The sequence below is a fragment of the Corallococcus sp. M7 genome, from assembly GCF_054512695.1.
Genome location: NZ_CM137252.1, coordinates 2,967,530 through 2,987,819 on the forward strand (window position 1 = coordinate 2,967,530; position 20,290 = coordinate 2,987,819).

The window sequence follows — 20,290 nt, forward strand, 5'->3', positions numbered from 1 at the left end:
CCATGAGCCAAGCCCCCGCCGCCGTGCCCACGGTCCTCCCCAGTCCCCGCGACTACTACGGCGACCTGATGCGCGCCTCGCAGGCCACGCGCGCGGGCTTCCTCGCTGAACGCGAGCGCTGGCTGCGCGGCGTCCCGGTGGAGGGCCGCGAGGAGCTGCTCTTCGAGTTCGAGATGTGGCTGCGCGCCGTGGAGCGCTACCTGAACCTCCACAACGCCGTGGTGGACGCCCGCGCCCGGCCGCTCGTCACGCGCGACTTCCACGAGGAGCTGGTGGACGTGCGCGACGCCATGGAGCGCGCCGTGCGCGTCGCCCGGCACCTGCAGGACCCGGACAGCGACCCGAAGATGGTCTTCCGCAAGTACGTGGAGACCCAGCTCGCGGACGACCGCGTGCGCCGGCTGCTCATCGAAGAGGAGCTGGATCAGGAGACCCCGCCGGAGAGCCTCTTCGTCGTGCGCGAGGCGTTCGACGCGCTGAAGAACCTGCTCGACAACCTGCTCCAGCTGCCGCTCATCGGCCTGTCGCTGTTCCAGGACGTGGGCAAGCTGACGCTGCGGGAGATCGTCCTCAACCGCTACTTCCGCCCCTTCCGCCCGCTGGAGTTCCGCGTCGAGTACGACCGGCTGCGCTCCGTGCGCCTCTTGGATGTCCTGGGCACGCTGCCCCAGGACACGCGGCCGCTCTTCACCACCGCGTTCCTGGGCCTCTTCCGCGTGCTGCACTACCTGACGCACGTGGATCCGGAGTCGCAGCCGCCCGTGCCGCGCCGCGTGCGCGTGCTCCTGTCGCTGGTGCGCGGCGAGGTCTCCGCCGTGGCCAGCTACCTGCACACGGAGCTGTCCCCCAAGGCCGGCCCCAAGCACCTGCAGGCCGCCACGCTGCGCGCCGCGCGAGACCTGGCCCGCGAGACGGACCGCATCTCCCGCGAGGTGCTGGTGGACCTGGACCGCGACCCCGCCGCCCCCCTGCGCGCCGCGGAGGCCTTCACCACGCTGTTGCGCCAGCAGATCGTCGCGCTGGTGGACGCGCTGGCCCCCAACGGCTCGCTGGGGGATGAGGCCTTCGCCCACCTCACCAGCGCCCAGGACGCCGCGCTGCGCCTGCGCAAGGACCTGTGGGTCTACGCCCAGCTGTGCCGCGCCGCCGAAAGCCACCTGCGCGCGGAGGACGTGACCGCCGCCGAGCGCGTGCTGGAGGCCCTCAAGTCGTTCCTCGACTACTTCCACGACGGCGGCTACCAGTTGCTGCGCTACGCGGACTACGACGCCTTCGACCGCTTCACCTCGCTGCTGGTGGAGTTGCCCTGGCCCCCGGAAGGCCCCGGCATCCGCAGCCGCCTGGCGGAGGACCTCCGGCGGTTTTCACAGACGCTGGAGACCACCTTCCACGCCGTCAGCCGCCGCTCGCTCCTCCAGGGCCGCGGCTTCGACCGGCCGGACGCGGAAGCCCTGCGCGATCGCTTCCTGCCGCCTGCCCGCTGACCCACCCTCCCAGTCACGATTCCCGTCAAGCCCCGGACTCCCGGTATGTCCGGGATGTGCGTTTGCTTCCGGGCACTCGCCTGCGATAGAGACGCGCCCCTGTCACGTGGGTGACACGCACTCCCGGTTGGTTCGAAACCATTCGGGGGCCCCGGAGTTCGAAGGATGAATTCCGGACATCGCTGTCACGGTGGGAGGAGCAGTGGTGGGTTTCCCAAGAGGGGTGTCCGGACTTCGGTCAGGTCCATCCCCCGTCCCGGCGGACCGTGCGCGAGCAGTTCCAGGGGGTTGGGAAGGGCAGGGCCTCCCCTTCAGGCAATTCTTGTGTCACGGCCGCGTGGCATGTTGATTGCTCCTATGTGCAGCGCGTCAGACCGCCGTGGAACGGCCTGACGGGGCCATACCCCGCGTATGTCAGTACGAAGCAGTCCCTAGAGGCGACACCGACATGCTCCAGCTCAACGACTTCCAGCGCACCCTCTCCCAGCCGGCCATCTGCCGCGGCGTGGGGCTCCACTCCGGGTTGCCCGTGACGCTGACCCTGAAGCCCGCGCCCGCGGGGCATGGCATCGTCTTCGTGCGCACGGACCTGGCGCGCCCGGTGAGCATCCCCGCGCTGGCGGAGTACGTGGTGGACACGTCGCTGGCCACCACCCTGGGCCGGGACGGCGTGAAGGTGGGCACGGTGGAGCACCTGATGTCCGCGCTGGCGGCGCTGGGCATCGACAACGTGCGCGCGGAGCTGGACGGGCCGGAAGTGCCCATCATGGACGGCAGCGCGGCGCCCTTCACCCACGCCATCATGGAGGCCGGGTCGCACGAGCTGGACGCGCCGCGCGAGTACCTGGTCATCAAGAAGAGCGTGGTGGTGCAGGACGGCGACAAGCAGGCCTCGCTCACCCCCGCCCGTCGCTTCCGCATCAGCTGCACCATCGACTTCGAGCACCCCGTCATCCAGGGCCAGTCGTTCGACGTGGACGTGAACGACCGGGGCTTCTCGCGTGAAATCTCGCGCGCCCGCACCTTCGGCTTCCTGCGCGACGTGGAGAAGCTCAAGACGCTGGGCCTGGCGCGCGGCGGCTCGCTGGAGAACGCCGTCGTCGTGGACGAGGCCGCCATCCTCAACCCGGACGGCCTGCGCTTCCCGGACGAGTTCGTGCGCCACAAGATTTTGGACGCCATCGGCGACGTGTCGCTGTTCGGCCGGCCTGTCATTGGCCACATGACGGCGTTCAAGACGGGCCACGCGCTCAATCACAAACTGGTGCGCAAGGTGCTGGCGGACCCCTCCAGCTTCGACATCGTCACCGCGCGCCGCCGCGACGTGGAAGGGCGTGAGCCGGGCCGCGCGAGCCTCGCGGGCGCGTTGGAGTTGGAGCCCCTGGTCGCCTGAACACTGGACTGGCAATTCCTTGCCAGTCCCGGGGACCTCTATTAAGTCGGCGGGCTATGTCCATGCGCTCTACTCGCATCGCCCTGGCCGCTCTCCTCGCGGCATCCCTCACCGCCGGCTGCAACAAGGAGAAGGCGCCGGCCAATGCCCAGGCGCCCTCCGCGCAGGCCCAGGCGGCCAACGCCTCCGAGCCGGCGCCGGACACCGTGGTGGCCACCTTCGGCAACAACGAGAAGGTCACCTTCGGTGAGCTGAACGAGCGCATCAAGGAGCCGCTGGCGAACCTGGACAAGCAGAAGTTCCAGCTGCGCAAGCGCGGCCTGGAGGGGCTCGTCACGGAGCGCCTGGTGAAGGCCGAGGCGACCAAGCGCGGCATCACCGAGGACCAGCTGCTCAAGGCGGAGATCGACGACAAGATCCCCGCGCCTCCGGAAGAGAAGATCAAGGAGGTCTTCGAGGGCGCCAAGGGCCAGCTGCCCCCGGGCGCGACCTACGAGCAGATGAAGCCGCAGATCGTGGACTTCCTGTCCGGCCAGCAGAAGCAGGAGCAGGCCCAGAAGTTCTTCGACTCGCTGCGCGCGGGCGCCAACGTGAAGTACGAGCTGCCCGAGCCCCCGCGCCCGCCCGCGGAGCGCAAGCAGGTGGCCGCCACCGGCCCGGCGAAGGGCCCGGAGAGCGCGCCGGTCACCATCGTGGAGTTCAGCGACTTCCAGTGCCCGTTCTGCAGCCGCGCCATCGGCACGGTGGACGAGGTGACGAAGCAGTACGGCGACAAGGTGCGCCTGGTGTTCCGCCAGTTCCCGCTGGACTTCCACCAGCAGGCGCAGAAGGCCGCCGAGGCCTCGCTGTGCGCGAACGAGCAGGGCAAGTTCTGGGAGATGCACGACAAGCTCTTCGCCAACCAGAAGGCGCTGGGCGTGGATGACCTGAAGAAGTACGCGGGCGAGCTGAAGCTGGACACGGCCAAGTTCAACACCTGCCTCGACTCCGGCGAGAAGGCCGCTCAGGTGAAGGCGGACATGGCGGACGGCTCCAAGGTGGGCGTCAGCGGCACGCCGGCGTTCTTCATCAACGGCATCATGCTGTCGGGCGCGCAGCCCCTGGACGAGTTCAAGAGCATCATCGACGCGGAGCTGAAGGGCGCGAAGTAGTCCTCGCAGCGCCTGCAGGGAGGGATGCGGTGGCGTCCAAACCCAGGGCCACGCCCCGCGTGAGCGGTGAGGCGGCTTCGCTCGAACTGGAGCGGCCGCTCGCCGCCGTCGTCTCTCCCACCCGGCCCCTTTCGGCGCACTTCCTGGCGCCGGAGGGGCTGGTGCTCCTCCCGGAATCCCACGGCGCGGCCGGCTTCTTCGCCGGCAGCCTGGGGACGCTCTCGGTCGAGGAAGTATTTGCCCAGATCCTCTCGGGCATCCGCACCGGCCAGCTCGTCGTGCAGCACGGCGGCGTGCGCCGCACGGTGGCCTTCCGCGACGGACAGGTCGTCTTCGCCACCTCCAGCGAGCGCTGGGAGCGCCTGGGCGCGGTGATGGTGCGGCTGGGGCTCCTGACGGAAGCACGGCTCACCCAGGCCCTGGCGCAGGTGACGCCCGCGCGGCGCATCGGCCAGGTGCTCACGTCGCAGGGCATCGTCTCCGAGGCCAGCCTCTACAGCGCGATGACCTTCGTGGTGCGCGAGGTGGTGCTCAACCTCTTCGAGATGGTGGAGGGCAGCTTCCTCTTCCTGGAGGCGAAGGCCCCGGCGGTGGACGCGGTGAAGCTGCCGGAGCGCACGCGCGACCTGGTGCTCACCGGCATCAAGCGCGCGGAGGAGACGGGCCGCCTGCGCCGCCGCTTCCCGGACGACATGCGCGTGACGCCCGGCCCCCAGGGCGCGCTGCCCGGCGAGGAGGCCCTGTTCGCGAAGCTGGGCGAGGGCACGACGCTGGGCGCGCTCCGGGCCGCCTACGCGGGCAGCCAGTACGCCTTCTACAGCGGCGTGGAGGAGGCGGTGCGCGGCGGCCACCTGGCCGTCCGGGCCGCGGAGCCCACTCCGGCCCCGGGCCCCGCGGTGGAGGGCATGGCCTGGGAGCTGTTGTCCGCGGAGGAGCGCTACAACCTCCTCTTGTCGCTGGTGCACCGCGCGCTGCGCGAGGCGGGCCGCGACGTGGACCTCCTGCGCGGCTTCGTGGAGTCGCCGCCGCCGGGCCTGGAGGAGGCCTACCACGGCGTCACGCTGGGGCCGGACGGACGCGTGGACGTGGCCCGGCTGCGCGCCAACGTGTCCACCAGCGGCGGTGAGGCGGTGGGCCGGGCCATGGCGCTGGAGGCGCTGGACGCGTTCGTGTCCTACGCGCTGTTCTCCGCGCGCAACGTGCTGCCAGCGGACGTGGCGGAGCGGCTGGCCAACACCTACCGCACCCTCCAGGGCGGCCTGACGTAAGGCAGGGCCCTCGCGGGAAGTTTCCACCGTCTGACAGCGCACACCGCCCCCGTGTGCCCCTGGCGGGCCCGGAGGTGGGTGTCCACGTTCCTCCCCACGGCTGGTGGCTGGCGGGGGACGAGCGACATGGGCGCGATGCGGATGTTGGGTTGGGGTGTGCTTCTGCTGAGCACGGCGTGCGGCGCGTCCCGGACGGCGGTGACGAAGGCGGAGCCCGGCACGGGCGGCTCCGGCACGGCTTCGGACGAGTCCGTCGTCGCGTCCACCACGCGGCGCTACGTGGACGAGGACCTGGGCTTCGAGATCATCCGGCCCACGGCGGAGTGGCAGCTGGACGAGACGAACGAGCGCACCCCGGAGGGGCTGGCGATCCCCGTCATCCTGCGCCACCGCGTGACGGGCGCGCAGGTGGTGCTCCAGGTGGCGCCCGGCGTGGCCACGCCCGTGCAGTTCGCGGAGCGGCTGACGCAGGGGCTGCGCCAGCAGCCGGGCTTCACCACCACCGACCCGCAGCCCATCGCGCTGTCGGACAACGCGGTGGGGTTCGACTTCCAGGTGGGCGAGGGCGTGCGCGGCAAGGTGGCCGTGCGCGAGGGCAACTCCGGCCGCGTGCTGATGATGCTGGCCACCTGGCCCACGGAGGCCACCGCGGGCATCACGGAGAGCGTGGACGCCCTGATGGCGGGCGTCCGTCCGCTCCCGGAGCCGAGCGTGGCCGTGCGTTCAACGCCCCGGACGCCCTGAAATGGGAAGGCCCCAGGCCCCACGCCGCTGAAGCGTGGGGGCCCGAGGCCCGTGAAACCCCACGTCGACTTGCGCGGGGACTTAAGCGCGGGCCGGCTTGCCCTTGGCGGCCTTCGGAGCCTTGGCGGCCTTCGGCGTCTTCGCGGGGGCCTCGGCCTTCACGGGCTCCGGCTGCGAGGCGACCTCCGCGGCCTTGCGGCGCACCAGCTCCACCAGGGTGCGCGCGCCCACGCCCGTGCCGCCCTTGTTGAGGTAGCCGCGCTCCTTGGGGCTGTTGGACGGACCGGCGATATCCAGGTGCACCCAGGGCGTGTCGCCCACGAACTCCTTGAGGAAGAGGGCCGCGTTGATGGCGCCGCCCCAGCGCTCGCCGGAGTTCTTCATGTCCGCCACTTCAGAGCGCAGCGCGTCCTTCTGCAGGTCGCTGACGGGCAGGCGCCACATCTCCTCGCCCGCGGCGCGCGCGGCGGTGAGCACGCTGTTCACCGTGTCGTCGTCGTCGCCGAAGGCGCCCACGATGTAGTTGCCCAGCGCCACCATGCACGCGCCCGTGAGCGTCGCCAGGTCGATGATGGCGGACGGCTCGTGCTCGCCGGCCCAGGTGAGCATGTCGCCCAGCACCAGGCGGCCCTCCGCGTCCGTGTTGGTGATCTCCACCGTCTTGCCGGAGCGCGCGGTGAGGATGTCGCCGGGCTTGTACGCCGTGCCGGACGGCATGTTCTCGCACGCGCCAATGAAGGCGTGCACGGGGAAGGGCGGCTTCACCACGGAGCCGATGACCTTCATCGCGGCCAGCACCGCCGCGGAGCCGGCCATGTCCGTCTTCATCTCCACCATGCCCTCGGTGGGCTTGAGCGACAGGCCGCCCGAGTCGAACGTGATGGCCTTGCCCACCAGCGCCAGCGGGGCGCGCCGGGCGTCCTTCGCGTTCTTCGGCGTGTAGACCAGGTGGATGAGCCGCGGCTCCTGCACGCTGCCGGCGGTGACGCCCAGGAACATGCCCATGTTCAGGCGTTCAATCTCCTTGCGCCCGCCAATCTCCGCGGTGAGCCCGCCCTCCTTGGCGGCCTGCTGCGCGGCCTGCGCGAGCTTCGTGGGCGTCACCACGTTGGGGGGCTCGTTGACCAGGTCGCGCGCCCAGTTGACGGCCTCCGCCAGCTTCAGGCCCAGGTGGAGCGCGTCGTCCAGCGCGCGCGACTTCTCCGTGCCCTCCGGCAGCGACAGCGTGGCGCTCTTCAGCTTGGGGGCGCCCTTGTCCTCGCGCGCGGAGGACTTGTACTTGTCGAAGCGGTAGACGCCCAGCTCCAGGCCCTCCACCACCGCGCGCACGGCCATCGCCGCGTCCTCCGTGGCGGGCACGCGGAAGCCGATGGCGGTCGCCTTCAGCCGCTGCGCCGTCTTCGCCGCGCGGCCCGCGGCCAGCCGCAGCACCTCCGGCTGGAAGCGCGCGCGGTTGCCCAGGCCCAGGAGCAGGACGCGGTCCGCGCCCAGCTTCCCCAGCGTGTGCACGAGGAAGGACTGGTCCACCTTGCCCTTGAAGCCCTCCTGGGTGGCGGCGGCGCGCAGCTTGCCGTCCAGCGCCGCGTCCGCGGCCGTCAGCGGCGCGGGGGCGGAATCACCCAGCTCGCCCTCGAAGAGGGGGATGACGAGCAGCTCACCGCTCACCGGCGCGGCTTCACCGGAGACGAGACTGAATTGCATGGCGACGTGGACTCCTGTGCTGAGGGAGGGGGTGATCCGAGGGGCGCGACTGTAGACGCGCCGCGTGTTGCTCGCAAAGCGCTGGTTGCCACTCCGGCATTGCATTGCCCCGGCGCGCTGGATAGCTGTGGACTCCCAATGCCCACCCTGTTGCTGCATCTGACGGCCATCGAACGGTTGGCCGCCCATCCGGACGGCCTCCCCGCCGACTGGGTGCGCGCCTTGTCAGAGGACCTGCCGTACGCGCGCTTCGGCGCGGCGCTGCCGGACCTGCCGCTGTGCGCCGGCGTGCGCGGGGGCCTGGGCGTGATGATGCAGCCGGACACCGGCTGGCCCCCCTTCGCGCGGCTGTACCACGAGCGCGCCCCGGTGGGCCTGGGCCTGAAGATGGCGGAGCTCGTCGCCTCCGGCGCCCTCGTGGGCACCGAGGCTGGCCTGGCCATCCTCGCGGGGTACTTCACGCACCTGAGCCTGGACCGGCGCCTCCACCCGCTGGTGGACCAACTGGTGCTGCGCCACCGCCGCAAGGGCGAGCGGACCTGGGACGCACGGCGTCAGGTGGAGTGGGCCCAGACGCTCTTCTTCCTGCGCCAGCAGGACGGCACGGACGGCGTGGGCACCGCCCGCATCCGCGAGAAGTTCCAGGTGGTGAAGAGCTCCGGCATCCCCCTGCGAGGCATTGGCCGGGGCATCTACGAGCTGGTGCGCCTGGCGTCGCAGGACCGCGTGGGACAGGCCCCCACCAAGGCGGAGCTGGATGGCTGGGTGCGCGGGCTCTACGTCTCCGGGCTCTTCCTCTCCAGTCCGCTCGGCCGCATGCGGGCCCTTCCGGCGTACTCGCAGCTCTCCTTCCAGGAGCTGTACCGCAATGATCACTTTGACTTCGCCGTGGAGCTGGACGCCGCGCTGGAAGTGACGCGCGGGCTGATTCGCAGACTGCACGGCTACATGGCGCGCGGCACCTACACGCCGCGCACGCGCGCGCGCTTCCTGGAGGAGTTTCCAGAGGGAACGCTGGGCGCCACCGCCGCGTAGTGAACGGATCCACACGGCCCGCGTCCCGGTGCCGTGTCCGCGTGCAGGGCATCCAACCGATCGAGCAGGTTGCCCTCGGGGATGTGGCGCTATCCGAAGCGGGGAGTGCCTCCTATCCTCGATAGGGAATGACGGTCTTGCTCCTCATGGCGGCGGGTGTGTTGGCGGGTGGGTTGGGGGCGCTCCTGGGCATCGGGGGCGGCATCGTCCTGGTCCCCGTCCTGGTGTTGGGATTCGGAATCCCGCTGGAGCAGGCCGTCCCCGCGAGCCTGATGTGCGTGGTGGCCAACTCCTGCGCCGCCGCCGCCAGCTACGTGGAGAACAAACTGAGTGACCTGCGGCTGGGGCTCACCCTGGAGCTGGCGACGGTGATGGGCGCCATCGTCGGGGGCCTGGTGGCGGCCTTCGTCGCGGAGGCGATGGTGGCCGTGGTGTTCGGCCTCTTCACGCTCTTCGTTTCCCTTCAGATGCTGCTGATGCGCCGCCCCGTCCAGGAGCCTTCGACGGCGGCCAACTACGAGCCCGGCAACTACCCGCTGGGCATCTCCGGCTCCTTCGTGGCGGGTGGGCTGTCCGCGCTGCTGGGCGTGGGCGGTGGCCCGCTGAAGGTGCCGCTGATGACCTACGGCATGCGCGTGCCCTTCAAGGTCGCCAGCGCCACCAGCAACCTGATGGTGGGGGTCACCGGCGCGGCGAGCGTCGCCGCGTACGCGTGGCGCGGCCAATTGAATCTCGGGCTCGTGGCGCCGTTGGTCGTAGGGGTGCTGGCCGGAGCATCCGTGGGCAGCAAGCTGATGATGAGGACGCCGACCGCGGTGCTGAAGAAGCTCTTCGCGGCGGTCCTGCTGATTGTGGCCGGACAGATGTTGTGGAAGGGAGGGGAGGGGCTGTGGCCGAGCGTATGGAAATGAGTGAAGCGGAGCCTGAACTACCCGGGGTCCATCCGTCGATGATGGTGCCGGAGGCTGGACCGCCACGTCGCAACGCGCAGGCGACGTCGGTGGCGTTGGACCCGGAGTTCCATGAGGAACTCCACGACGAGCTCCCGCAGGAGCCCATCACCCAGCCGGAGGTGCTCCCACGCGAGCGCCGGTGGGGGAGGCGGCTCGCCGCCGGGGAACGATGGATTGCCCGCGTGCTGCGCACCGGGGCCATCACCAGCGGCTGCATGTTCGTCACGTCGCTCGCGCTGGAGTTATTGCCACGCGACGAGTCCGTGCACGTGGCCATCGACCTGTTGCGCAAGGGCGCGGCGTCCATGCTGCTGGTGACGCCGGTGGCGCGGCTGGCGATGGCGGGCACGCTGCTGGGCCTGCGCGGCGAGTGGCGTTACGCCGCCATCGCCGCGGGCGTCATCGGGTTGCTCGCGCTGGCGGTGGGCGCGGGCTTCCAGGCCTCGAATCGAAGTCGGACGCGAAGGAAGACCGCGCGCGGGGCTACACGCCGCGCGCGGCGAAGTGCGCGAGCACGTTCTTCACCTTCGCCACTTCGTCGTGCTGCTTCAGGTCCTCGTACATGGGCAGCACGGCCTCGAACTGCTCGCGGGCCGCGGCGTAGTCCTGCAGGTAGTAGCAGGACAGCCCCAGGTCCCATCTCGCGCGGGCCTCGTAGACGTGGTCGTGCAGCTCGCCGTACACGTCCACCGCGCGCAGCAGGTGCGGCCGCGCGTTGTCGTGGTGGCCCAGGAGGCCCTCGGACTCACCCAGGAGCAGGTGCCCCAGCGCGAGCGCCTCCGGATCCTCGCCCTGCTCCAAGAGCGGCACGGCCTCCAGGAAGCGCTTCCTGGCGGGCTCGTACTCGCCCTTGGCCATGCGCAGGTCGCCAATGTCCAGCAGCAGCCGCGCGATGCGCTCGTTGTTGCGCGTCTGGCGGTAGAGGATGAGCGCCTCCTGGTACTTCTCCTCGGCGCCGTCGGCCTCGCCCATGGCGCGCAGGGACTCGCCGATGCAGGCGCGGGAGAGCGCCTCGCCTTCGCGGTCGCGCGCCTCGTTGAAGAGCAGGGCGGCGGTGGCCATGTGCTCGATGGCGCTCTTGTGATCCTCGAAGTAGGCCTTCACCACGCCCAGGCCGAAGAGCGCCTGCGCCTGGCCGGGCTTGTTGCCCGCGGTCTTGAAGAAGCCGTAGGCCTCTTCGTAGTGCTCGCGGGAGGCCGCGTGGTCCTCCAGCATCCCGTACAGCTCCGCCAGCGCCACCAGCCCCTGGCCTACTTCCGAAGGCGAGCCGGTGATGCGCAGCGGGGCGAGCGCGTTCTTCTGCTTCTGGATGGCGTCGTGGATGTGGGCGCGTTCGTTGTCGGACGGGTGCATGTCAGTTCTCGTGAACCTTGCGGCGGCGGGCGCCCCTGTCCAGCGAATCGTGCTTCTCGCTGGGTTCAGCACCGTTGCCATCGGCTTCCGCGTTTCCGTTGCGCTCGGCCTTCTCCTTCTCGTGGACCAGCAGCGGGGAGAAGAAGCAGTCCTTCTTCGTGTACTCGTCGAAGGCGAACGCGAAGCGGTAGCTGGCCGCCGCGCGCTGGTTGCAGTCCGTGCGCTCGCAGAAGCGGCAGGAGATGCCGCTGGGGATGGCGTCCTTGCGCAGGTCGTTGGTGGGCAGGCCGTACGCCAGGTACTTCGCGTTCTCCGCGTGCGTGCCCAGGCCGATGGAGTACGCCGTGCCCTTCACGATGGAGCCCTCAATGGGCTGCAGCTGCACCTTCGCGAAGCAGAAGTACGTCGTGCCGTCCGGCATGATGGAGTACTGGCGCGTAATCTGGGACGGGTTGAGGAACGCCAGGTGCACCGCCCACTTCGCGCAGGAACCGCCGCCGGACGCGAAGCGGATGCCGGTGCCGCTGTAGCGCTTGGAGATGTTCCCCGCGATGTCCGCGCGCAGGAAGTGGAAGGGCAGGCCCTGGCGCTTGGGGTCGGACAGGTTGCAGATGCGGTGGGCCACCGTCTCGTAGGTGGTGCCGAAGATGTTGGAGAGCAGCTCCACGTCGTAGCGCGTGCGCTGCACCTCCTTGAAGAACTCGCCGTAGGGCAGCATCAGCGCGCCGGCGAAGTAGTTCGCCAGGTTCACCTTGATGAGGCGCTCCGTCTCCCCGTGGCGCATGCGGCCCGCGCCCAGGATGCGCTCCACCAGCTTCTCGCGGTCCATCACCATCAGGCCAATGGACGCGGCCACCTGGAACTTCAGCGGCTGCTCCGTGAGGTCCGGCGACAGCGTGAGCGTGCGCGTGTCCAGATCCAACCGGCGCACCACGGACGAACCGCTGGCCGCGCGCTCAATCTGCACCTTGAAGTCGAAGCGCTCCTCCAGCATGCGGATGAGGTTGCTGCTGGTGAGCTGCTGCTCCAGGCGGAAGTCGCGGCGCAGCCCCTCCGCCTGCTCCTCCAGCTCCGGGAAGTAGTTGCGGTGCTTCTCCAGGAAGTCGCTGACCTCGTCGAAGGGCGAGTAGTCGAAGCGGACGCCCGGCGTCGCGCTGCCCAGTCCGGAGGTGGAGCCCTGCGTGCGCGTGCGCTCCTCCACGTTGAGCTGCGCGAGCACGTTCTCCAGCTGCGTGCGCGTGTTCTTGTAGAGGTTGAACAGCGCGGCCACGGTGCCGGCCAGCTTCGGCTCCGCGGACAGCGACTGGAGCGACTCCGAGTCGATGTCCAGGCTCTTGAGCAGCGGTTCATCCAAGAGCTTCGCCAGGGCCTCGTCCACGCGGCCCTCGCCCAGCGTGGACATGAACTGCTCGGGGTCCTGTTCGAAGTAGCGCAGCGCCTTCCACAGGAGCGGGAAGGGCATCACGCGCTTGCCCTTCTCGATGAGGTTCAGGTACGCGGGGGAGACGCCCAGGTCCTTCGCGGCGTCCGCCTGCTTGATGTTGCGCTGCAAGCGGAGGCCTCGAAGCTTCAGCCCCACGTTCGCATTCAGAGCGTTGTCGTTGTTCATGGCTCCAACCCCCGGTGGGCCGCGTCAGGAAGCGCGCTTCCGACACCGGGTCTCTGGATCCACTCTGCAAACCGATTTACCGATTTGCAATGAACGTTTTCGGATCGCTGCAGCGCTGTCCCGCAGGCGACGCGCGAAGGGTTGACTGCCTCCACCCTGGCCTTACAGGGACGTAATCCCATGTAATCACGGGGCTTTCAGGCGCTCCGGGTGTGCGGCGGCGGCGCCCGTCCCCCGCGCTGTGAACGCTTGACTGACGCGGCGCGACAGGACTGGGGAAAAGTCAGTAAACGGGCGCCAGATTTTTTACAGAGTATTAACGCGTTTCCGGGAGCCGCTGGAACACGAGCGCCACGTTGGTGCCGCCGAAGCCGAAGGAGTTGCTCATCACGGCGTTCACGCGCGTCTCGCGGGCGGTGTTGGGCACGCAGTCCAGCGGGATGCGCGGGTCCTGGTTCTCCAGGTTGATGGTGGGGGGCAGCACGCCGCGGGTGAGGGCGAGGATGCTGATGACGGCCTCGGCGGCGCCGGCCGCGCCGTTCATGTGGCCCGTCATCGACTTGGTGGAGGAGATGGCGAGCGCCTTCGCCGCGTCGCCGAACACCTTCGCGATGCCCTCCATCTCCAGCACGTCGCCGATGTCCGTCGAGGTGCCGTGGGCGTTGAGGTAGCCGATGTCCGCGGGGGTGAGGCGCGCGTCCTTGAGGCAGGCCCTCATCGCGCGCTGGGCGCCCTCGTGGCCGGGCGCGGGCGAGGTGACGTGGTAGGCGTCGGAGCTGGCGCCATAGCCGGTCAGCTCCGCGAGGATGCGGGCGCCCCGGGCCCGGGCGTGCTCGTACTCCTCCAGGACGAGGATGCCCGCGCCCTCCGCGAGCACGAAGCCGTCGCGGTCCTTGTCGAACGGGCGGCTCGCCGCCTGGGGCGCGTCGTTGCGGTTGGACAGGGCCTTCATCGCGGCGAAGCCGCCCACGCCCAGCATGGAGATGGGGGCCTCCGCGCCGCCGGCCAGCGCCACGTCGAACTCGCCGCGCTGGATGCCGCGCATCGCCTCACCGATGGCGTGCGCGCTGGTGGAGCAGGCGGAGTTGGTGGACCAGGACGGGCCCTTGATGCCGTGGCGCATGGAGATGTAGCCGGGCGCCATGTTGATGATCATCTGGAGGATGAAGAAGGAGCTGATGCGGTCCGGCCCCTTCTCCAGCGCCTTGCGGTGGGTCTCCTCCAGGCTGCTGATGCCGCCGATGCCGGAGCCGATGACGGCCGCCACGCGCTCGGCGTTCTCCTCGGTGATGACCAGGCCGGAGTCCTCGAGCGCCATGTCCGACGCCGCCACCGCGAACTGCGCGAAGCGGTCCATGCGGCGCACCTCGCGCCGTTCGATGTAGTCCTCCGGGTTGAAGCCCTTCACCTCACCGGCGAAGCGGCAGTCCAGCGCGCTTGCGTCGAACAGGGTGATGGGCCCCACGCCGCTCTTGCCGTTCACCAGCGCGTCCCAGCTCTTCTCCACGCCGATGCCACACGGGCTGATGAGCCCCATTCCCGTCACCACGACGCGCCGCTGTTCCATCGCGCACTCCTTGACCCCGCATGTTGAACGGGATGGTATTATGACCATCCTTCCATGAGTTCAAGCGATAGGGAGCGCCGATGAGCGAGCAAGCAGCGAATCCGCGTACGCGGACGGTGACGTGGCGGGACCCCCGGGAGGGGGCCTCCGCGGCGAAGAAGCTGTCGGGGCTGGAGTACCTGCGCGCCATCCAGCGCGGAGAGCTGCCTGGGCCGCCCATCGCGGAGCTGATGGGCTTCACCCCGGTGGAGGTGGAGGAGGGCCGGGTGGTGTTCGCGGTGCAGCCGGGCGAGCACCACTACAACCCCATTGGCATGGTGCACGGCGGGCTGGCCGCGACGCTGATGGACTCCGCGATGGGGTGCGCCATCCACACGATGCTGCCGGTGGGCGCGGGCTACACCACGCTGGAGCTTCACGTGAACTACGTGAAGGGCATCGCGCACGACACGGGACAACTGTTGTGCAGGGGCGAGGTCATCCACCTGGGCGGCCGCGTGGCGACGGCGCAGGGGCGGCTGGTGGATGAGAAGGGCACGCTCTACGCGCACGGCACCACGACGTGCATGCTGTTCCGTCCGCCGGGCGCGGGCGGCAAGGAGTAGGGCGATGCGCTACACCGCTGAACACAAGCAGGCCACGCACGCGCGCATCCTCGCGGCGGCGGAGAAGCTGTTCCGCGCGGAGGGCTTCAGCGGTGCGAGCGTGGAGCGGGTGATGCGGGCCGCGGGCCTGACGGTGGGCGGCTTCTACGCCCACTTCACCTCCAAGGAATCGCTGCTCGCGGAGTCGCTGCGCGCCTTCATGTCCGCGAACAGGACGCGCTGGCTCGCGGGGCTGGAGGGGATGCGGGGGCCGGCGTTCCTGGATCGCTTCGCGCGGCGCTACCTGGACCAGTACGACCGGGACACGGGCGCCACGGCCTGCATGATGCCGTCGCTCCTGTCGGACCTGACGCGCGCGGCGCCGGAGGTGCAGGCCGCGTTCGCCCAGGGCCTGGAGGACCTGGTCGGCCAGGCCCAGACGCACCTGCCCGCGCGCGAGGGCGCCACGCCCCGGCAGCAGATGCTGGCCACGGTGACGCTGTGCTTCGGCGCGATGACGCTCGCGCGGGCCACCGCGTCGCAGCCGCTGGCGGGGGAGCTGTTGGACGCGGCGCGCGCGCTGCTCGTCGCGGGGCCTCCCGTGGAGGAGAGCGCCAGGAGTGACGTGCCTCGCGCGCACGCGGCGCCGCGGAGGGTTCCCGCCTCGCGCGAGAAGGCGCCTTCCCGGAAGCGCCGTGCCGGGTCCATCGCGGAGGCGGAGCGCACGCCCGCGCGCCGCGCGCGGAAGAAGCCCCTCTGAGCGGAAGTCTCATGGGCGCGTCCCCGTGCGTCGGCATTCCGGGCTGGACGGCATGGGGGCCGCCGTGGAGTCCTTCCGGGCGGACCGCGGACCGTGGGGGCAGGGTGCACGCAAGGAAGACGACGGTGGCCCGCGCATGGCTGGTGGGGCTCGCTCTCGCGCTGGGGGCGTGCGCCTCCGTGCCGCTCGCGCCTCCCTGGGAGGACGTGCCCCTCCGCTATGACATCACGTACACGCACGACCCCTCGCCACGCCTGAATGTGGAGGTCGTCCTGCCGCCGTCGCCTCCGGGCGTCTTCCCTGGCTCATTCCTCTTCCGGCAGCCGGGGCGCGAGAGCTCCGTCATCGCGACGTTCGGGAACGGGAGCAGGGCCGAGATCTTCCCCCGGGACGGCGTCGTGCGAGTGCCCGAAGGGGCGCGAAGCCTTCGCTATCACTACCCGCTGGCCTCCTCTTCCCGAGGGGGCGGCAGGTCCTTGTTCGGGGGCATGGGGGAAGGCGACACGTGGCACGTGGGCGGCAAGGCCTACCTGCTGACCCCCAGCCGCGTGACGCCCGACCTGCGCGTGGAGCTCACCGTGTCCGGCGCGGACGCGCTCCTGCCATGGACTCCCGATGAAAGGGGCGTCTACCACCTGCGCGGTGAGGACCTCATCGACGCGGGCTTCCATTCCTTCGGCGGCAGGCGGTGCCAGGTGCACGTCGGTGCCTCCGTGTTGGAGGTCGCGCTGCTGGGAGAGTTCACGCACCTGACGGACGCGGACATCTGCGCGTGGCTGGAGCAGGCCGGGCGTGAGGTCGTCACCGTGCGCAAGTCCTTCCCTTATCCGCGCGTCACCGTGCGCGTCGTGCCCGTGCCCGGCGACGACACGCCCGGAGTCTTCGGCATGACCTTGTGGAGCTCGCCGCCCAGCATCTCCATCCTCGTGGGGCAGGACGCCACCGCCGCGTCCTTCGCGAAGGACTGGGTCGCGGTCCACGAGATGCTGCACCTGACGCACCCGGCGTTGGTGCCCCGGGTGGCCTGGCTCACCGAGGGACTGGCCACCTACTACACGGAGCTCGCCCGCGCGCGCTCCGGACGCCAGTCGGCCCAGCAGGCCTGGCAGGAACTGGTGAACGGCTTCGCTCGCGGTCGGGCCGCCTCGCGCTCACGCCCCATGAAGGAGGTCGTCGCCGAGCAGCGGAACTTCATGGGCATCTACTGGACCGGCGCGCTCTTCGCGCTCCACCTGGACGTGGAGCTGCGCCGCGTGACGAACGGCCGCGCACGGCTGGAGGACGTGCTGGAGCTGCTCGCCACGCGCGGTCCCACCGCGACGCTCGAAAGTTTTGGTGACGCCGTGGACACGGTCGCGGGCCAGCCGCTGTTCGACGCGCTGCTCGCCCGTCACCTTTCAGGGCCTGCCTTCGCTGCGTTGGACCCGCTGCTCGAAGACCTGGGCGTCCGAATTGACCCAGGCGGCGTCAAGCTCCATGCTGCGCCGGGCAGTGGGTTGCGTGAGGCACTGGACGGCGAGCGGACCCCGGACGACGCGGGGTGAACACCTGGAAAGAGAAAGGGCCGTAACCAATTCCCGGCTGTCGCGTATCGCATGCATCCGCGAGGTTCGCGGCATCCGTAGATGAGGTCCGCCATGTTCCGCAGCGTCCTGATGCTCGCCGCCACCCTGTCGCTGTCCGCGTCCGCCGCGGAGCCCGCGGCTTCCGACAAGCACTTCGTCTTCCATGATCCGAACAGCCGCGACACGGTGATGTTCGTGCTGGACGCGCCGCTGGAGGTCATCAACGGCCTGTCCAACCAGGTGACGGGCCGCGTGGACGTGAAGGGCCAGAAGGCCAGCGGCCGCTTCCAGGTGCCGGTGAAGTCCATCAAGACGGGCAACGAGACGCGCGACGGCCACCTGCAGAACGACCGCTGGCTGGACGCGGCGAAGCACCCGGACATCGTCTTCGAGTTCAAGGACCTGGCCCTGCCCGCGCCGCTCGCCAACGCGAAGCCGGTGGTGCTGAAGACGAAGGGCACCTTCACCATCCACGGCGTCACGCGCGAGGAGCCCGTGGAGGTGACGGCCACGTACCTCCAGGAGACGGCCGAGACGAAGAACCGCGCCGCGGGCGAGCTGCTGCGCGTGCGCGCGAAGTTCCAGATTCCCCTGGAGGCCTACGGCATCAAGCGCACCGAGGCGCTGCTGCTGAAGGTGGGCGAGCGGGCCGAGGTCACGGTCGACGCCTGGGGCTCCACGCAGTTCAAGCCGTAGCGATTTGTCGTCAGTCCCCCCGTAGTCACACCCCACGCGGTACGAAAGGAAGCAACACATGAACGTCAAGGCTCTTGCGGCGGTTGTCGGCACCCTGTCCCTCGGCGCGCTGGCCACCGGCTGTGCGTCCAACAAGGCGGCGGAGGGCAGCAAGGTGCACGCCGCTTCGCCGGGCGCGGCGGAAGGCGCCGAGGCCAGCTGCAGCAACAAGCCGGCCGACGCGGCCGCTCCCGCCGCCGCCCCCGCCGCGGCCCCTGAGAAGGGCGCCGAGGGCTCCTGTGGCGCCGGCTCCTGCGGCGCTGGCTCCTGCAGCGGCAAGAAGTAGTCACTCCCCGGGAGGGCCTGCGTGACAGGTCTCCTCCCAGGCTCGCGGGCGGCGGGAAGAGTCCTTCCTGCCGCCCGTGTTGTTTCCACCTTCTGTCCCTGACTCGCAGGAGCGCCGCATGCCGTTCCCCCGCTACGCAGACCGCCATGGATTGAAACCGCTGGGGGCGGGCATCGGGTTGCGCCGCGACTTCTACGAAGCGCTGCCGCGCACGCCGCGCGCGCTGGACTGGGTAGAGATCATCCCGGAGAACTTCCTCACGCTGGGCGGCCGCTCCCAGCGCGCCCTGGACGCGTGCCGCGAGCGCTGGACGCTACTGCCGCACGGCGTGGGCCTGAACATCGGCGGGCCGGACGCGCTGGATGACGACTACGTCACCCGCCTGGCCGCGCTGGTGAAGCGGCTGGACGCGCCGTTCTTCTCGGACCACCTGTGCTACTCGCGGCTGGGCGGCGTGCACCTGCATGACCTGCTGCCGCTGCCCTTCACGGAGGCCGCGGTGGAGCACGTGGTGCCGCGCGTGCGCGAGGTGATGGCGCGCGTGGAGCGCCCCTTCCTGCTGGAGAACCCCAGCTACTACTCGGCCATGCCGGGCGGCACGCTGAGGGAGGCGGACTTCCTGCGCCAGGTGGTGGAGGCCGCGGACTGCGGGCTGCTCCTGGACGTGAACAACGTCTGGGTCAACGCGAAGAATCATGGCTACGACCCGCGCGCCTTCGTGGACGCGCTGCCCCTGGAGCGCGTGGTGCAGGTGCACCTGGCCGGCCACGACGTGCGCGAGACGGTCCTCATCGACACGCACGGCGACCGCGTCTGCGATGACGTCTGGTCGCTGTACCGCTACACGCTGGAGCGCACCGGCCCCGTGTCCACGCTGATGGAATGGGACCAGGCCATCCCGTCCCTGGACGCAGTGCTGGACGAGGCGGACCGGGCGCGCGCCGTGCTCGCGGAGGGTGCGCGATGAAGCCGTCGCTGAAGCACTTCTTCGACAGCATGGACGCGTACCTCGCCGGGCCTCCTGGCGCGGAAGGGCTGTTGAAGCTGTCCGCGTCGCACCCGGGCTGGGACGTGGATCCGGAGCGCATGGCGCTCTATGGCCAGTTCGTGCGCGGCCACGTGCGCTCCACGCTGGAGAAGCTCTTCCCGCTGACGCGCAAGGCGGTGACGCCGGAGGCGTGGGACGCGCTGGTGGAGGGCTACACCCGCACGCGCCCCGCGCGGCACTACGAGCTCAACCGCCTGGGCGAGGGCTTCGCGCCCTTCGTCTCGGACGCCGCCGCCGCGAAGGGATTGCCGCCGTTCCTGCCCGCGCTCGCGCGCTTCGAGTGGACGGACTTCGCGGTGTTCGCCTCCGAGGAGGACCTCCCGGACGCCGTCGACCGCCTGTCGCCCAACCCCACGCTCACGGTGCTGGAGCATCCCTACCGGCTCTGCGCGTTCGTGCGGGCCCGGGGCGCGGAGAGCGTGCCGGCGGAAGGGGAGGAGCTGGCGCTGCTCTGGCGCCATCCGGAGCGGCTGATGACCTTCTACATGGAGGCCACGCCGCCCGCGCTGCTGGTGCTGAAGATGGCCGTGGAGGGCCTGTCCGAAGAGGCCGTCGTCCAGGCCACCGGCATGTCCGCCGCGGACCTCCACGCGGAGGTCATGCGCTTCGCGAAGGATGGCCTCGTGCTGCTCCCCGAGGCACGCGCTTCGGACAGCGCGTCTCCGAGCTGAGGCGCGCGATGCGCCGCCCGCCCGTCCTGCGGCTCAGGGGGTGGGCGGAGGCGTAGGCGGGGGCGTGGTCGGGGGCGAAGCCGACCTTCCGAGCATGAGCGCCAGCATCATCCGAACCAGGATGAGGAGCTTGGCCCCGATCAGGTCCACGACGATCTTTCCCCGACCCGGCCCGCTTGGGTCATTGGCGGCCCGTGACTGGGTTTCCACCACGCCCCGGGCGGGCTGGGCGGCCAGGCGGACCGTGGCGGATCCTCCGGTGGAAGCCAGTGCCACCCGGTTGGGGTCAAAGACATCCACGACGATGCCCTGGCCGCCCGGTCCGGAAGGATCCTTGTGCACGTGTCCGCCCTTCGGCGGCTGGACTGGATTCGGCGCCGCGG

At 70.3% G+C, this 20,290-nt stretch carries 18 protein-coding genes and 1 pseudogene; 15 read left to right on the plus strand and 4 right to left on the minus strand.

The window, feature by feature from the left end; translation table 11 throughout:
• Positions 1-2 precede the first annotated feature (2 nt).
• From ACX114_RS12350 to ACX114_RS12370, 5 genes are all read left to right on the plus strand, one after another.
• On the plus strand, positions 3-1,484 hold the full coding sequence (locus ACX114_RS12350) for a hypothetical protein (protein WP_459297829.1): 1,482 nt from the start codon (positions 3-5) through the stop codon (positions 1,482-1,484).
• Between the two features lie 448 nt (positions 1,485-1,932).
• Entirely contained in the window at positions 1,933-2,877 is a 945-nt protein-coding gene (gene lpxC / locus ACX114_RS12355) for a UDP-3-O-acyl-N-acetylglucosamine deacetylase (RefSeq protein ID WP_206798066.1), read from the plus strand.
• Between the two features lie 56 nt (positions 2,878-2,933).
• The gene (locus ACX114_RS12360; protein ID WP_459297831.1) at positions 2,934-4,028 is read left to right on the plus strand and encodes a thioredoxin domain-containing protein; all 1,095 of its coding nucleotides are present in this window, start codon (positions 2,934-2,936) and stop codon (positions 4,026-4,028) included.
• A gap of 29 nt (positions 4,029-4,057) precedes the next feature.
• Positions 4,058-5,296 carry a DUF4388 domain-containing protein gene (locus tag ACX114_RS12365; RefSeq protein ID WP_459297833.1) on the plus strand — a complete coding sequence of 413 codons (1,239 nt, stop codon included), beginning with the start codon at positions 4,058-4,060 and terminating at the stop codon, positions 5,294-5,296.
• Positions 5,297-5,422: 126 nt separating this feature from the next.
• Positions 5,423-6,040 carry a hypothetical protein gene (locus ACX114_RS12370; protein WP_459300136.1) on the plus strand — a complete coding sequence of 206 codons (618 nt, stop codon included), beginning with the start codon at positions 5,423-5,425 and terminating at the stop codon, positions 6,038-6,040.
• An 81-nt stretch (positions 6,041-6,121) separates the two neighbouring features.
• On the opposite strand, the gene ACX114_RS12375 is transcribed toward ACX114_RS12370, so the two are convergent.
• Positions 6,122-7,741, minus strand: a complete 1,620-nt coding sequence (locus tag ACX114_RS12375) for a leucyl aminopeptidase (RefSeq protein ID WP_459297835.1) — start codon at positions 7,739-7,741, stop codon at positions 6,122-6,124.
• A 138-nt stretch (positions 7,742-7,879) separates the two neighbouring features.
• Here ACX114_RS12375 and ACX114_RS12380 point away from each other — a divergent pair, with 138 nt between their 5' ends.
• The 3 genes and pseudogenes from ACX114_RS12380 to ACX114_RS12390 form a co-directional block, all read left to right on the plus strand.
• Entirely contained in the window at positions 7,880-8,776 is an 897-nt protein-coding gene (locus ACX114_RS12380; protein ID WP_459297837.1) for a hypothetical protein, read from the plus strand.
• A gap of 128 nt (positions 8,777-8,904) precedes the next feature.
• Positions 8,905-9,687, plus strand: a complete 783-nt coding sequence (locus tag ACX114_RS12385) for a sulfite exporter TauE/SafE family protein (protein ID WP_459297839.1) — start codon at positions 8,905-8,907, stop codon at positions 9,685-9,687.
• Between the two features lie 38 nt (positions 9,688-9,725).
• Positions 9,726-10,172, plus strand: a pseudogene (locus tag ACX114_RS12390) (hypothetical protein); the annotation flags it as partial.
• Between the two features lie 40 nt (positions 10,173-10,212).
• On the opposite strand, the gene ACX114_RS12395 reads toward ACX114_RS12390, so the two are convergent.
• From ACX114_RS12395 to fabF, 3 genes are all read right to left on the minus strand, one after another.
• Complete coding sequence (locus ACX114_RS12395) at positions 10,213-11,082, minus strand: tetratricopeptide repeat protein (RefSeq protein ID WP_459297841.1); 870 nt, start codon at positions 11,080-11,082, stop codon at positions 10,213-10,215.
• A 1-nt stretch (position 11,083) separates the two neighbouring features.
• Positions 11,084-12,691, minus strand: a complete 1,608-nt coding sequence (locus ACX114_RS12400) for a helix-turn-helix domain-containing protein (RefSeq protein ID WP_459297843.1) — start codon at positions 12,689-12,691, stop codon at positions 11,084-11,086.
• Positions 12,692-13,007: 316 nt separating this feature from the next.
• The gene (gene fabF, locus ACX114_RS12405; protein WP_459297845.1) at positions 13,008-14,258 is read right to left on the minus strand and encodes a beta-ketoacyl-ACP synthase II; all 1,251 of its coding nucleotides are present in this window, start codon (positions 14,256-14,258) and stop codon (positions 13,008-13,010) included.
• Between the two features lie 80 nt (positions 14,259-14,338).
• Between fabF and ACX114_RS12410 the strand changes: the two genes are divergently transcribed.
• From ACX114_RS12410 to ACX114_RS12440, 7 genes are all read left to right on the plus strand, one after another.
• The gene (locus ACX114_RS12410; RefSeq protein WP_459297846.1) at positions 14,339-14,863 is read left to right on the plus strand and encodes a PaaI family thioesterase; all 525 of its coding nucleotides are present in this window, start codon (positions 14,339-14,341) and stop codon (positions 14,861-14,863) included.
• 4 nt (positions 14,864-14,867) lie between these two features.
• Positions 14,868-15,602: a TetR/AcrR family transcriptional regulator gene (locus ACX114_RS12415; protein WP_459297848.1), complete on the plus strand. Its 735-nt coding sequence runs from the start codon at positions 14,868-14,870 to the stop codon at positions 15,600-15,602.
• Positions 15,603-15,727: 125 nt separating this feature from the next.
• The gene (locus ACX114_RS12420) at positions 15,728-17,146 is read left to right on the plus strand and encodes a hypothetical protein (RefSeq protein WP_459297850.1); all 1,419 of its coding nucleotides are present in this window, start codon (positions 15,728-15,730) and stop codon (positions 17,144-17,146) included.
• Positions 17,147-17,239: 93 nt separating this feature from the next.
• Positions 17,240-17,863, plus strand: a complete 624-nt coding sequence (locus ACX114_RS12425; protein WP_459297852.1) for a YceI family protein — start codon at positions 17,240-17,242, stop codon at positions 17,861-17,863.
• A 58-nt stretch (positions 17,864-17,921) separates the two neighbouring features.
• Positions 17,922-18,188 (plus strand): hypothetical protein, encoded by a 267-nt coding sequence (locus tag ACX114_RS12430; protein WP_120580712.1) that lies wholly within the window; start codon positions 17,922-17,924, stop codon positions 18,186-18,188.
• Positions 18,189-18,306: 118 nt separating this feature from the next.
• Entirely contained in the window at positions 18,307-19,155 is an 849-nt protein-coding gene (gene bufB, locus ACX114_RS12435) for an MNIO family bufferin maturase (protein ID WP_459297854.1), read from the plus strand.
• Positions 19,152-19,907, plus strand: coding sequence for an HvfC/BufC N-terminal domain-containing protein (locus ACX114_RS12440; RefSeq protein WP_459297856.1), 756 nt, complete (start codon positions 19,152-19,154; stop codon positions 19,905-19,907). The genes bufB and ACX114_RS12440 overlap by 4 nt, the downstream gene beginning before the upstream one ends.
• The last annotated feature ends 383 nt before the right edge of the window (positions 19,908-20,290 follow it).

What these genes read in the sequence shown, in the direction of transcription:
- ACX114_RS12350 (WP_459297829.1), top strand. Translation starts at nt 3, where the DNA reads ATGAGCCAAGCCCCCGCCGCCGTGCCCACGGTCCTCCCCAGTCCCCGC.
- lpxC (WP_206798066.1), top strand. Translation starts at nt 1,933, where the DNA reads ATGCTCCAGCTCAACGACTTCCAGCGCACCCTCTCCCAGCCGGCCATC.
- ACX114_RS12360 (WP_459297831.1), top strand. Translation starts at nt 2,934, where the DNA reads ATGTCCATGCGCTCTACTCGCATCGCCCTGGCCGCTCTCCTCGCGGCA.
- ACX114_RS12370 (WP_459300136.1), top strand. Translation starts at nt 5,423, where the DNA reads ATGGGCGCGATGCGGATGTTGGGTTGGGGTGTGCTTCTGCTGAGCACG.
- ACX114_RS12375 (WP_459297835.1), bottom strand. Translation starts at nt 7,741, where the DNA reads ATGCAATTCAGTCTCGTCTCCGGTGAAGCCGCGCCGGTGAGCGGTGAG.
- ACX114_RS12380 (WP_459297837.1), top strand. Translation starts at nt 7,880, where the DNA reads ATGCCCACCCTGTTGCTGCATCTGACGGCCATCGAACGGTTGGCCGCC.
- ACX114_RS12385 (WP_459297839.1), top strand. Translation starts at nt 8,905, where the DNA reads ATGACGGTCTTGCTCCTCATGGCGGCGGGTGTGTTGGCGGGTGGGTTG.
- ACX114_RS12395 (WP_459297841.1), bottom strand. Translation starts at nt 11,082, where the DNA reads ATGCACCCGTCCGACAACGAACGCGCCCACATCCACGACGCCATCCAG.
- ACX114_RS12400 (WP_459297843.1), bottom strand. Translation starts at nt 12,691, where the DNA reads ATGAACAACGACAACGCTCTGAATGCGAACGTGGGGCTGAAGCTTCGA.
- fabF (WP_459297845.1), bottom strand. Translation starts at nt 14,258, where the DNA reads ATGGAACAGCGGCGCGTCGTGGTGACGGGAATGGGGCTCATCAGCCCG.
- ACX114_RS12410 (WP_459297846.1), top strand. Translation starts at nt 14,339, where the DNA reads ATGAGCGAGCAAGCAGCGAATCCGCGTACGCGGACGGTGACGTGGCGG.
- ACX114_RS12415 (WP_459297848.1), top strand. Translation starts at nt 14,868, where the DNA reads ATGCGCTACACCGCTGAACACAAGCAGGCCACGCACGCGCGCATCCTC.
- ACX114_RS12425 (WP_459297852.1), top strand. Translation starts at nt 17,240, where the DNA reads ATGTTCCGCAGCGTCCTGATGCTCGCCGCCACCCTGTCGCTGTCCGCG.
- ACX114_RS12430 (WP_120580712.1), top strand. Translation starts at nt 17,922, where the DNA reads ATGAACGTCAAGGCTCTTGCGGCGGTTGTCGGCACCCTGTCCCTCGGC.
- bufB (WP_459297854.1), top strand. Translation starts at nt 18,307, where the DNA reads ATGCCGTTCCCCCGCTACGCAGACCGCCATGGATTGAAACCGCTGGGG.
- ACX114_RS12440 (WP_459297856.1), top strand. Translation starts at nt 19,152, where the DNA reads ATGAAGCCGTCGCTGAAGCACTTCTTCGACAGCATGGACGCGTACCTC.